Here is a 12,040-nt window from a genome sequence, read left to right on the forward strand (position 1 = left end):
TCTCTGTTTGCTCACCCATACGTGAGCAAACAGATTGTTATTCCGTTATGGTACTAACCAAGCAGTATAACGACTACGACCCAATAACCAGCTAGTGACTAACGCTAAGCTCGCTGCAATAAATGTCCATACCGGAATCGCAATTAACGGATTAGCGAAATAGAGATCATATTCTCGTAATGGCCACAAAAAAATCGGATGAATCAAATACACCCCAAGACTGTATTTACTCAACCATGCCAATTTATTTCGAGTTGGTAAGCTTAATTTATCACTCACCATTCGACATAACATAAAAATAGTCGCTGCAACCAATACCGTATTGAGTGTTTTATACGACATCCAACGCGCCATCTTATATTCACCAGCAGCGAAGCTATTACTGATCACATTATAATCAGTCACGATTACCGCGATCACCGCTAATGGCAATAGCACCACTAAACTTGGCCAACGATACTGATAAAGGCAATAACCTAATAATAAATAACCGCTATAAAGTAAGTAAGTATCACTCCATAAACCATCAATATAAAACAGATATAAACCAGTGATCAGCAGCCATACCATAATGACCCCTTTAACTTGCCCTGGTTCCGCCTTTTTAACCCACCATTGAATAACCGGAACAATAAGATAAAGAGGAATAAAGTAATAGAAAAATCCAAGGTGATAATAGGTTTCATGAACAGGCATTTTTTTCAATACTGACCAACTAACAGCGCTATCAAAACCGCTGACAGTTAACCCTGAAAACAATGCATAAAACACCGACCATACTAAAAATGGCACTAATACTTTGCCGAGGCGACGCTTAATATAATAGACGGGTTCAAAAGGACGCTGATCACTGAGCATTAGAGCACCACTGATCATAATAAAGACGGGAACCGCCCAACGACTCAAGCTATTGATCGTAATAGCACTGATCCACTGCCAATCAGGCAATTGACCAATTTGGTCACGATAAGGGCCTAAGACATGGATCACTACTACCGCGATGGCAGCAACCACCCGCAGTAAATCAACAAACCATATTTTTTCTCTCACCAACGTCTCCTTAATAAGCAAAAGCAGAGCCATAATCATTTAAGGCTCTGCTTTGAATATAGCAGCCGTTGCATAGCAAGTATCTAACACTTCAATGAATTAGCCGATAATTCACCGTTATATGACACTCACTTTACGGTTATTTAACGATTTATGGTTGTTGGCGAGTTGCAGCTAAGACTATCTCACGAACACATAAATTTTGAGGTTGGTTATAGGCATAGCTAATCGCATTAGCAATATCTTGTGGCGCAATGACGCCACCCATGCCATCTTTCCACTCTTCATAGCCCGCTTTAATTGCATCACTACTGGTGTGAGTTAATAATTCAGTTTCCACCGCACCTGGTGCAATGGTAATAAAACGCACATTATCATCAGCGACTTCTTCACGAATATTTTCAGTAATAGCATGCACTGCAAATTTAGTACCGCAGTAAGCGGCATGATTCGGGAACGTTTTACGACCAGCAATTGAACTGATATTAATCACGGTACCACTCTTACGCGCTTTCATGCCTGCAAGTACAACATGAATCCCATTGAGCATTCCCATCACATTCACATTGAACATGGTTTGCCATTCTGCTGGATCTTGTTCATCAGCAAGACCAAGTAGCATCATACCGGCGTTATTAATCAAGCAATCGACTGGACCAAATTTTTGCTCAGCTTCTGCTACCGCTGCTGCAATTGCCTTTACATCAGTTACATCAACTTTACGGCATAGCGTATTTGGCAAATTGAGGGCTTCCATTTGCTCAACACGACGTGCTAATAGCAATAATGGATAACCTTCTGCTGATAGTTTACGCGCAGTTGCTTCACCAATACCTGAACTTGCACCAGTAATCACGACTAAAGATTTTGACATAATTTTGTTCCTCTAGAATAAACCGCATTCTCGATGCAGCCAGCAAAGGTGCTGTTGATGGCAATAACTATAGAGCTAATTATCGATACTGAAAAATATCAATTTCCTTGGTTTATCATCAAAAAAAACTATGGATAGATCACCACCTTCATAAATTTCAACAATATGATAGGCTAATAGGGTCTTTTTCAACTGAGTATTAATTGATGGATTTACGTCTATTACGGTTTTTTATTGCTGTTTATGAAGAAAAAAATATTACCTTGGCCGCCGAGCGCTGCTGTGTATCACAACCTTCAATATCTAGTGGTATCAAACAATTAGAACAAGAATTAGCAACCCAACTTTTTGTTCGTCATAAAAAGGGGGTCAATCTTACTGACGAAGCACATTACTTGTACCCATTAGCAATTCGATTACTGAATGACGTCAATACCTTGCCACAATTATTTCAGCAACGAACAGAAAGGTTGCCACTAACATTAGCTAATTTTGCTGACCTGAGCCAAAGCCAGTTAGCCTTGATTTTCGCGCAATTACAACAGCAAATCCCCAATATCTTATTGGAGTTAGTTGATCATGATCGCCCCGCTGATGCCCGTATCACGCTTGACATGTTCAAAGCGGAAGATGAAATCTTCTTACCATTATGGGAAGAAGATTATGTGTTATGTATGCTACCCAATCACTCCCTAGCAAGCTTAACCAGTGTCTCTCCCCAACAATTACACCAACACGATTTTATTGAGTGCCCCCCTTGTGAAGCCCACCAACAGACGATTGGTTTACTGGCATGTGATGGTTTATCAGTTAATTTAGTTGCTAAAGCGGAGCACAAAACCCAAGTAATGCATTTAGTTCAAGCGGGATTAGGGATATCTTTTCTACCGACAGGTGTATTAGAAGCGGCGACGCAATTAGTCACCGTACCTCTTGAGGGTCCACGCATGTTCCGTCGCTTAGGATTATGCTATCCCGCCACTAAAACTCTTAATCCAGCTTTAGCCGCTTGTATTAAAGTATTGAGCCTAGGTGCTAGTAGCGAGGCTTAAATTAATAATAAACGGTTAAGTTTTACCTATTACAGTAATAAGAAAAATCGAATTTTTTATTACTGCTAATCTATTTATGCTGCGTACTAGGTTAAAGTCAGCTAAATAGATAGGTTAGGTAATGAATACAAGTCAACACACTTCCCACGCTTTGGTTGTCGAAGGTGGCGCAATGCGCGGCATTTTTGCCAGTGGTGTGCTGGATGCATTTCTTGAGAATAACTATCTACCCTTTGACTTCGCGATTGGGGTTTCTGCTGGTGCAACCAACTTAATTGGTTATTTATGTGGTAATTATGGCCGTAGTCATAAAATCATTACCCAATACTCACGCGATCCACAATTCATCAATTTTTCTCGTTTTACGCATGGCGGCCACTTAACTGATATTGATTGGCTATGGCGTACAACTTCGCGTTATTTGCCGCTGAACTTATTCAAATACGAACAGCGTCAGATTCCGCTTTACGCCACCACAACGAATTTAGAAACGGGACAAGCCGAATATATCAAAGTGACCCGTAATAATATTATGCCGTTAATGGAAGCGACTTGTGCTTTACCTGTTGCTTATCGTCATAATCCAACTCTTAATGGGGTTGCTATGAGTGATGGCGGTATCGGTGATTCCATTCCAGTAATTGAAGCTTATCGCCGTGGTGCTCGCAATATTACCGTCATTTTATCTAAACCATTAGGGTTTCATAAACACGAGACTAAACTTCCGTGGTTAATCAAATCGATGTTTCATGACCACCCAGCTTTTGCAGAAGCAGTCATGACACGGCCAAGCCGTTATAATGCGGCGCTTGATTTTATTAATAATCCGCCAGCAGATTGCACCATTACCGTTATTGCGCCGAATCAAGACTTTCATGTGGGCCGTTTAACGCGCAACCTTAATAAATTAGAGCAAGGTTATTTGCAAGGTAAGCAAGCTGGCCATCGTGTTTGCGGCATTATTCCCTGCGAAGGCGAGCACTGTGGTTCAACATCACTGGTTGCTTAGAGTTAATAGTTTAAAACTATCATTACAATAGTTAGCAACAGTTATACCTATTAAACAAAGACATCTATACTAGCTTCATCAAAACGAAATACATGTTCGTTTTTAACCAATTTATGAGGAATGTACCATGGCTCACCAAACCAATTTAATCGGTCTTGACAGTGATAAAGCCCAAGCGCTGGCCGCTGACCTCAATCAACTTCTGGCTAACTACCAAGTATTTTATATGAATACCCGTGGTTACCATTGGAATATCAAAGGCCAACAATTTTTTGAGTTACATTTGAAATTTGAAGAAATCTATACTGATCTTCAAGTAAAAATTGATGAGTTAGCTGAACGTATTCTAACGTTAGGTTATACCCCAGATCATAGTTTTAGCCGCTATTTGGCGACTAGCGAAATCAAAGAACAACAAAATATCAGTGATGGCCAACAAGGTGTACAGGGCTTAGTCAGTGGTTTTAGTATTTTGCTCGGTCAACAACGTCGTATTCTCATTACTGCAGGTGATGCGAATGACGAAGGTACAGCAGCATTAATGGGCGATTATATTCGCGAACAAGAAAAGTTATTGTGGATGCTTAACGCTTACTTACAATAATAATTAATACAACATGTTAGTGAATTAGTCGCTCATTAACATTAATAATATACTTATGTGATGTGGGTATATTTATCTAAGGCGACCCGCCTGACTACTGCAATACATTATATGGTTCTTTTGGGGTCTTTATGGCCCCGTTTTTTTTATTTTCGTCCACCATCAAGTTGAGCACACTTTTCAGCCCATGCAACAGCTTGTAAATAACTATCTTGCACCTGTTGTCCTGATAGGCCTAATCCTCGACATTCTGTCATTACTTGCTGCCAGTCTGCTTTATCAAAGGCATCAACTAAATTTAATACTTGTCCCAGATCCCCTTGTCGATGTAATAGTGCCGCCTGAATATTAGGTTGTAACTTTAATAGCACTAACAGCTCAGCTAACGAACTATCTAATAACGCATCCAATAATGAAAACATGCCCGCTAAAAATGCCTGCTCTGTCGATATCACTAACAAACTGTAATCAACTAATTTTTCACACATTTTTGCACGTTGTAATGACAACGCATATAACGCTTTAGGTTTATCTAATGCAGCATGGGCAGTTGCCACCATGCCAACAAACATCCGTAATTTTTCCTCGCCTAAATACACCAGTGCCTGATGAAATGAACTGATTGGCTCAATCAATCGATGGTTAGTATGATTCACATAACGGAGTAATAAATAAGACAGTGAAACATCACTACTAATAATCGTTTCGATATCAGTGAAATTAACTGGCTCACGACTAATAGCTTGTAATAATTGAATAGTGGTTAATTCAGAAGCAGCAACTTTACGCCGTTTTAGAAGTTCTGGGCGACTAAAATAATAGCCTTGAAAAAGATCAAACCCCGCCATAAGCGAGGTTTGAAAATCAGCATACGTTTCAACTTTTTCAGCTAAAAACTTCACCTTCATATGACGATTATTACGCACAAAATCACAAGCTCTTTCTATGCCAAGCACTAATAAATCAAGTTTAATAATATGGACATAACGAAAGAAACGTTGCCATCTACTATCATATTCAAAATCATCTAACGCAATAATATAACCTTTATTGTAAAGATGTTTTATTGCTAAAAACAGCGCATCATCAGGGATGCAAGTCTCTAAAATTTCGATAACAACTTTATGCTTGGGTAACAATAGTGGTACTAAATTAACTAAACAGTTTTGCGGGAAATTAATAAAATTCCGTTGACCTTTATAAGCACGATCATCACCAATTGCCATATAATTTTCCAGCACCAGCCGACATGTTGCCTCATTAGCATCAATATTCGGAAAGGCATTACACTCACCATCACGAAATAATAATTCATGACCAATCGTCTGCTGACGACGATTAAAAATAGGCTGGCGAGCAACATAAGAAAACATGGTAATAATACCTTTCGACTACAGTGATTAACAATCTATTATCAATTGCAATAAAAGATATTATTGCTTTGATTTACGTTGGTTATCTTGATCTAGGCACGCGCTAAAGCAAGTAATGCCCCACAGCCAATAAACATCGAACCAAAAATACGATTAAGGCGCGTCATTACTGTTGCAGAGCGAATATAACTGGTAAAACGAGACGCCAAACAGACATAAAACATCATTACACAGGCATCAATAACCAGTGTCGTCACCCCTAAGATCAATAGTTGCGGTAATTGTGGTTGGGTGGCATTAATAAATTGAGGAAATAAAGCCACTAAAAAAACAATGGTTTTAGGGTTAGTCAAATTCACCAACACTGCTCGTCGAAATAAACAACCACTCGTCACTGACTTATCGACATTCTCAATCGCCAGCGTGCTCTGTTCGCGCCATTTTTGAATACCTAACCACACCAAATAGCCAACACCAACCCATTTAATCACGGTAAAGGCTAATGCTGATTGAGCAACTAATGCGCCTAACCCAACCCCAACTAATACGATATGAACCGCCATTCCCAATTGCAAACCAACAATTGATGCTAATGACTTACGCCAGCCATATACCATACCATTACTGATCGAATTCACGGTGCCAGACCCAGGTGCGAAACTAAAGACGATTGCAGCAACAACGTAGGCAAGCCAGATCTCAACACTCATTTATATTCCTTTATTATTATATTGAACAGTTAAAAAATGTTGTTATACCTTGAAGCTTGATTAACAAGCAACTAATTGCTTCGTTACGCTACTGACAATAAATAATGTATACTGGCAAAGATGATAATAAGCAACGAGATAGCTTATCGTCGTAAATATCATTCAATACTTTGCCTCATAGTTCACAACTTTCGGAAACGTTATGACCAGCTCTGCCCTGCATTTTTCACAAGAAGCAACCTTCAGTAATATGATGGCAGGCCCGATCGCTGCATTGTGGCAACAACGGCATCAAGGTACATTGCAAGGTATTAATAACTGCCAGTTAAGTTGGGTAAGTTTAACGCCGGGTCACAGTAATAAAGTGATTGTAATTGTGAATGGCCGCATTGAAAGTTATTACAAATACCAAGAGCTTTTTTTTGATTTAGTTAATCAGGGCTATCATATTTATGCCCTCGATCATCGTGGTCAAGGTATGTCACAACGACTAACCGCCGATACTGAAATGGGTTATGTCGGCCACTTTAATGATTATGTTAATGACCTACACACTTTTATTACTGATATTGTCAAACCGCAAGGCTACCAACATCAGTTCCTATTAGGTCACTCGATGGGGGGAACGATTAGTAGTTTACTCCTTGCGCGCTATCCTAAACTGTTTGACCGCGCCGCATTAAGTGCACCAATGCATGGCATCTATCTCAAACCAAGTTTACGCTTTTTTGCTGAACCATTAGCGCGCCTCAATGATCGTATTCATCGTCTGCCCACTTATGCGCCTGGCCAACGACCTTATTACTCAAAACCTTTCGTTAATAATCCACTGACACACAGTGAAATACGCTTTCAATGGTTTAAAAATCTCTACCAACAATATCCCCAATTACGCTTAGGTGGCGCCAGTAATCGCTGGGTATGGCAAAGTATTATTGGTGCTCGTACCAGTATTGCTGAGGCGAAAAACATCACGACCCCAACCTTAGTATTACAAGGTAGTGCTGATCGCATTGTTGACAATCAAGCCCACCGCCATTTTTGCCAACAAACACCGTACTATAGTCGATTAATCACTATCGCTAACGCACGTCACGAATTATTATTTGAAAGTGATCAGTATCGTAATATTGCCTTAACTGAAATTTGCAACCACTTTGCGATGTCATAACAGTAAATAGCCTAAAAAAGGCTATGCCATCACAAAAATAAAAACGGAAATATTTATTACTAACAATAACCCCTTTTTATCTCTCATAGTGGTTTAAAATTAGCGACTCATATTAGATCTCGTTATCTTTCATCTTTCTGTTTATTGAGAGCCTTCATGTATCAAATTGTTGCTTCAGATTTAGATGGCACATTACTAAATCCCGATCATAAAATTGCGCCATTTACTCGTGATGTATTACAGCGCCTTGCTCAACAAAAAATAAATTTCGTGTTTGCAACTGGTCGCCATCATATTGATGTCGCAGAGATACGTGAAAAATTAGCGATTCCCGCTTATATGATCACTTCCAATGGCGCACGCGTGCACAATACTCAAGGCGAATTAGTCTTTCAACAAAACCTCAGCGCTGAAGTTATTCGTGGCGTGATTGAATTAGCTAAAGATGATCCAGCCTTACATATTCATATGTACCGTGGTGATCAGTGGCTACTCAATCATGACAATGAGCAATTAAAAGAATTCCATGACAGTTTTAGTTATCAATTATTTGATATTAATAACCCACCAGTAGATGACGTTGCTAAGGTATTCTTTACTCGCGAAGATGGCAATCACGAAGCACTGGCGAAATGGGAACAAATATTTAATGATAACTTTGGTGACAAAGCCAATATTGCATTTTCTACGCCATGGTGCCTTGAAGTTATGGATGCCGGTGTATCAAAAGGCCACGCACTTAAAGCTGTAGCTGAAGCTCTTGGCTACCAATTAGCAGATTGTATTGCCTTTGGTGATGGCATGAATGATGCTGAAATGCTAGCAATGGCAGGTAAAGGGCTAGTGATGAGCACTTCCCATGAGAAGGTCAAATTAGCATTGCCTAATAATGAAGTTATTGGCTCTAACGCCGACGAAGCTGTGGCGCATTATTTAGAGCAACACCTGTTAACAAAGTGATTTTATTAATACTGCCAATCTAAAGCGATGACAACTATAGTACCTTATTGTTGTCACTGCTTTTTCTCAAAACTGGCCTGTCATCGCCAATATATGCTGCCACTGAGCTGATGTTACCGGCATCACACTGAGCCGATTACCTCTTTTCACTAATGGCATCTCCGCTAATTCCAGCGTTTTTTTCATCCGTGCTAAACTTACTAATCTTAGATGTTGCTGATATTCGATATCAACCATCATCCACGGTGGGTTTTCACGCGTCGCTTTAGGGTCAAAATAAGCACTTGTAGGTTCAAATTGGAAGTGATCTGGGTAGGCCTCTTTGACAACCTTGGCGATTCCAACCACGCCAATATCTTTACAAGAAGAATGGTAAATTAAGACCTGATCACCACATTTAATCTCATCCCGAAGCATATTTCGAGCCTGATAATTACGAACACCTTCCCACGGTGAAACTTTTTGTTGTTTTAAAGTGTCTATTGAAAAGGTATCTGGTTCGGTTTTAAATAACCAATACGCCATGGATTTCCCCTAATTGCGCTAATTTCAATGTTGAAATTGAGCCTACCATAGAGAGTACATAATGACATACCCACGCTTATCACTTGCCCTACTATTAGCTGCAACCACATTATCGGGCTGTGCCAGCTGGATGCCCGCTGCTTTTAAAAGCGATCCTGCAGAGTCACAATGGGTGGGTAACTATAAAAGTGATACCGAGATGGGATTAACTACACATCTTCACTTAGCAGATGATCATGCAGCAACAACGACTTACACTTATACTAATGGCGATCCTGATTTATTAGAAACAGGGCATTGGCAAGCAATTAATCCAACCAGTGTTAAAGTCACTATGACGACCCACCAAGGACGACCTTTAAATAGCGAACGTATTTATAGTTATGATCCCCACAGTGAGCAATTAAGCACTCAGCAAGAAACAGTAGATGGTCAAACTTATCAATTAGGTGTCGAAGGGTTAATTCTCCAACGTCAATAAACGCTAATATTATTCTCTATCGTGACTCAAAGGTGGCGTTATGCCACACTGCCACCTTTATTATTGATCACGAGAAAAATATGGCTTGTCAGCGTTGCGGGTTTAAATTTAATTGTATTTGCGCTCTCGAACCGCAATTACAATCAACGGCCGACTTTGTACTGCTTACCCATACCCGCGAATGCAGCAAAGATACCAATACGGGTGTGCTAATGACCCGCACCTTACCCAGTTGTCGAGTTGAAATTTGGCACCGTACACAGCCGCCGCAAGCATTATTAGATCAATTACAAGATCCTCACTATCAAGCTTGGTTAGTCTTTCCTAGTGATGAACAACATCCTGCGATGTCTTTAACACTACCAGCTGCCAATAACGCTAAAATATTATTAATTATTCTTGATGCGACTTGGCAAGAAGCACGCAAAATGGTCCGTAAAAGTCCGTGGCTAAACCAATTACCTCGACTTGCTTTAACGCCGCAACAGTCATCAAGTTATGCTTTGCGTCGCAATCAACAACCAGGACACCTTTGCACTTGTGAGGTCGGGATTGAATTATTAGTACTCTTACAACAACACCAAGCAGCTGAGCAACTACAAACCTATTTTAATCACTTTATTAATACCTACCATGCCGATAAAAGTGGTCATGCAAAATAAGCACTCAATAACTTAAATCACACGAATAGTTGTTTTTGTAATATCAGATTTACCGCTTTATTTTCTAAATAAAAAGGCTCAGATTAGCGACAACCATTTTATACACCGTATTTTTAGTGAAGCATATACCATGAAAACCAAAATTCTCGCTGCTGTCATCATAGCCTCGACCTTAGGTCTTGCTGGCTGTGCTGCAAACCCTTATGGCAATGCCTACAATGTAAATGACGCCCGCCAAATGCAACAGGTTTACTATGGTACTGTAGTACGTACGCAAGCCGTTACCCTTAATGGTAATGGTAATGGCATTGGTACATTAGCAGGGGGCGCTATTGGTGGCATTCTTGGTTCTGGTGTCGGCGGCGGTAAAGGTGCAGAAATAGCGACTATTGGTGGCGCATTGTTAGGTGGCTTCTTAGGTAATGAAGCGGGTAACCAAGCCACAAAACGCAACGGCGTTAACTTGACCATCAAAATGGACAGCGGTCGCACCGTTTCTATCGTGCAACAAGTCAATCCACAAGTGATGTTTCATGCCGGTGAGCGTGTACAAGTCAATCTTAGTGATGACGGCACTTCACGAGTTACTCCAGCTTAATCACAACAGCATTAGTTTACAAAAAGGAGCATTAGCTCCTTTTTTATTATTTACCGTTTCCTTTGTACTTAATCCCACAACTTTGCCCTCGATTTTGATCGTAACAATCCCCATACCTTGTATTTATTGACTCACATTGCCTTTATTTAGAGCTAAATCGTCATCACAGGTTATTGTTTATGATTATTTAAAAAAAAACCTTCTAAAACATAAAACATGTAACATCACAATTAATGCATAACTATTTTATGCTCATAGCAAGATAACCATGATTTGTATTATAAATACCACCAGATGAGAATTTCAACCCACTGTTATTAATGGTCTTTTGATTGATATGGATGATTGGTTAGTAATGAAATATCAATTTTCACGCAATTAAGCGATCGAATAACGATACTCTTTATTAATTTACACTCTAAATATGCAACGTTTCTTTGCGCTTTTACGGTTTTTTTTTTATCAAAATAGCAGCATCATAGCACTCGTTAAATAGCTAAACGGTGATGCAATTAAGTAATAACGATAGAATAAAGTATCTTTAATTTATTTTTTTGGTTAGGTAAGACAATCAAAAAAATAATTTAACTATTACTTTTTCTTTATATTATTTAATCCGCATGACTTTATTTTCATTACGATAAATAAACTATGTAAATAGCGTTTATATCCTTCCTAATCATAGGTGAATATAATGTCATCAGATACTGGCACTAAAAAAATGGGTCTTGTCGGCTTAACTGTACTTGTTGCAGTTAACATGATGGGCTCCGGTATTATTATGCTACCAGCAAGCTTGGCGCAAGTTGGTGCAATTTCGATGTTATCTTGGATTGTGACCGCGTTAGGCGCAATGTGTATTGCTTATACATTTGCTAAATGTGGTGCATTTTGTAAACGCTCTGGCGGTATGTCAGCTTACGCAGAAGAAGCACACGGAAAATCATCTTTCTTCATCTCTTCTTACACTT

At 39.6% G+C, this 12,040-nt stretch carries 14 protein-coding genes; 9 read left to right on the forward strand and 5 right to left on the reverse strand.

The genetic code is table 11. The features are described from left to right. Positions 1–45: 45 nt before the first annotated feature. Complete coding sequence (locus tag C0W29_RS13255) at positions 46–1,050, reverse strand: acyltransferase (protein WP_045042399.1); 1,005 nt, start codon at positions 1,048–1,050, stop codon at positions 46–48. A gap of 151 nt (positions 1,051–1,201) precedes the next feature. Continuing rightward, positions 1,202–1,924 carry an SDR family oxidoreductase gene (locus tag C0W29_RS13260; RefSeq protein WP_045042400.1) on the reverse strand — a complete coding sequence of 241 codons (723 nt, stop codon included), beginning with the start codon at positions 1,922–1,924 and terminating at the stop codon, positions 1,202–1,204. Between the two features lie 206 nt (positions 1,925–2,130). Here C0W29_RS13260 and C0W29_RS13265 point away from each other — a divergent pair, with 206 nt between their 5' ends. From C0W29_RS13265 to C0W29_RS13275, 3 genes are all read left to right on the forward strand, one after another. Further along, entirely contained in the window at positions 2,131–2,976 is an 846-nt protein-coding gene (locus C0W29_RS13265) for a LysR family transcriptional regulator (RefSeq protein WP_045045219.1), read from the forward strand. 121 nt (positions 2,977–3,097) lie between these two features. Then, positions 3,098–3,985, forward strand: a complete 888-nt coding sequence (locus C0W29_RS13270; RefSeq protein ID WP_107174180.1) for a patatin-like phospholipase family protein — start codon at positions 3,098–3,100, stop codon at positions 3,983–3,985. Between the two features lie 127 nt (positions 3,986–4,112). Then, complete coding sequence (locus tag C0W29_RS13275) at positions 4,113–4,589, forward strand: Dps family protein (protein ID WP_045042403.1); 477 nt, start codon at positions 4,113–4,115, stop codon at positions 4,587–4,589. A 146-nt stretch (positions 4,590–4,735) separates the two neighbouring features. On the opposite strand, the gene C0W29_RS13280 is transcribed toward C0W29_RS13275, so the two are convergent. Continuing rightward, positions 4,736–5,962, reverse strand: coding sequence for an EAL and HDOD domain-containing protein (locus C0W29_RS13280; protein WP_045045220.1), 1,227 nt, complete (start codon positions 5,960–5,962; stop codon positions 4,736–4,738). Between the two features lie 92 nt (positions 5,963–6,054). Further along, entirely contained in the window at positions 6,055–6,672 is a 618-nt protein-coding gene (gene rhtB, locus C0W29_RS13285; protein ID WP_045042405.1) for a homoserine/homoserine lactone efflux protein, read from the reverse strand. A 202-nt stretch (positions 6,673–6,874) separates the two neighbouring features. Between rhtB and C0W29_RS13290 the strand changes: the two genes are divergently transcribed. Next, positions 6,875–7,843: an alpha/beta fold hydrolase gene (locus C0W29_RS13290; protein ID WP_045045221.1), complete on the forward strand. Its 969-nt coding sequence runs from the start codon at positions 6,875–6,877 to the stop codon at positions 7,841–7,843. 156 nt (positions 7,844–7,999) lie between these two features. Next, complete coding sequence (locus tag C0W29_RS13295) at positions 8,000–8,803, forward strand: Cof-type HAD-IIB family hydrolase (protein WP_045042407.1); 804 nt, start codon at positions 8,000–8,002, stop codon at positions 8,801–8,803. A 66-nt stretch (positions 8,804–8,869) separates the two neighbouring features. Here C0W29_RS13295 and C0W29_RS13300 read toward each other — a convergent pair whose 3' ends face one another. Further along, on the reverse strand, positions 8,870–9,328 hold the full coding sequence (locus tag C0W29_RS13300) for an EVE domain-containing protein (protein ID WP_045042408.1): 459 nt from the start codon (positions 9,326–9,328) through the stop codon (positions 8,870–8,872). A 61-nt stretch (positions 9,329–9,389) separates the two neighbouring features. Between C0W29_RS13300 and C0W29_RS13305 the strand changes: the two genes are divergently transcribed. The 4 genes from C0W29_RS13305 to C0W29_RS13320 all read left to right on the forward strand — a co-directional run. After that, the gene (locus C0W29_RS13305; protein ID WP_036789228.1) at positions 9,390–9,809 is read left to right on the forward strand and encodes a hypothetical protein; all 420 of its coding nucleotides are present in this window, start codon (positions 9,390–9,392) and stop codon (positions 9,807–9,809) included. Positions 9,810–9,889: 80 nt separating this feature from the next. After that, positions 9,890–10,471 (forward strand): tRNA-uridine aminocarboxypropyltransferase, encoded by a 582-nt coding sequence (locus C0W29_RS13310; protein ID WP_045045222.1) that lies wholly within the window; start codon positions 9,890–9,892, stop codon positions 10,469–10,471. Between the two features lie 130 nt (positions 10,472–10,601). Then, positions 10,602–11,069 (forward strand): outer membrane lipoprotein, encoded by a 468-nt coding sequence (locus C0W29_RS13315; RefSeq protein WP_045042410.1) that lies wholly within the window; start codon positions 10,602–10,604, stop codon positions 11,067–11,069. Between the two features lie 694 nt (positions 11,070–11,763). Next, positions 11,764–12,040 (forward strand): amino acid permease (locus C0W29_RS13320; protein WP_146147153.1); only part of this gene is annotated, 277 nt, incomplete at its 3' end.

It is taken from the genome of Photobacterium kishitanii (genome assembly GCF_003026355.1).
Taxonomy (GTDB): domain Bacteria; phylum Pseudomonadota; class Gammaproteobacteria; order Enterobacterales; family Vibrionaceae; genus Photobacterium; species Photobacterium kishitanii.

Bases quoted from the DNA above. Each gene is read 5' to 3' on its own strand.
- C0W29_RS13260 (WP_045042400.1), bottom strand. From the start codon at position 1,924: ATGTCAAAATCTTTAGTCGTGATTACTGGTGCAAGTTCAGGTATTGGT.
- C0W29_RS13265 (WP_045045219.1), top strand. From the start codon at position 2,131: ATGGATTTACGTCTATTACGGTTTTTTATTGCTGTTTATGAAGAAAAA.
- C0W29_RS13270 (WP_107174180.1), top strand. From the start codon at position 3,098: ATGAATACAAGTCAACACACTTCCCACGCTTTGGTTGTCGAAGGTGGC.
- C0W29_RS13275 (WP_045042403.1), top strand. From the start codon at position 4,113: ATGGCTCACCAAACCAATTTAATCGGTCTTGACAGTGATAAAGCCCAA.
- C0W29_RS13280 (WP_045045220.1), bottom strand. From the start codon at position 5,962: ATGTTTTCTTATGTTGCTCGCCAGCCTATTTTTAATCGTCGTCAGCAG.
- rhtB (WP_045042405.1), bottom strand. From the start codon at position 6,672: ATGAGTGTTGAGATCTGGCTTGCCTACGTTGTTGCTGCAATCGTCTTT.
- C0W29_RS13290 (WP_045045221.1), top strand. From the start codon at position 6,875: ATGACCAGCTCTGCCCTGCATTTTTCACAAGAAGCAACCTTCAGTAAT.
- C0W29_RS13295 (WP_045042407.1), top strand. From the start codon at position 8,000: ATGTATCAAATTGTTGCTTCAGATTTAGATGGCACATTACTAAATCCC.
- C0W29_RS13300 (WP_045042408.1), bottom strand. From the start codon at position 9,328: ATGGCGTATTGGTTATTTAAAACCGAACCAGATACCTTTTCAATAGAC.
- C0W29_RS13305 (WP_036789228.1), top strand. From the start codon at position 9,390: ATGACATACCCACGCTTATCACTTGCCCTACTATTAGCTGCAACCACA.
- C0W29_RS13310 (WP_045045222.1), top strand. From the start codon at position 9,890: ATGGCTTGTCAGCGTTGCGGGTTTAAATTTAATTGTATTTGCGCTCTC.
- C0W29_RS13315 (WP_045042410.1), top strand. From the start codon at position 10,602: ATGAAAACCAAAATTCTCGCTGCTGTCATCATAGCCTCGACCTTAGGT.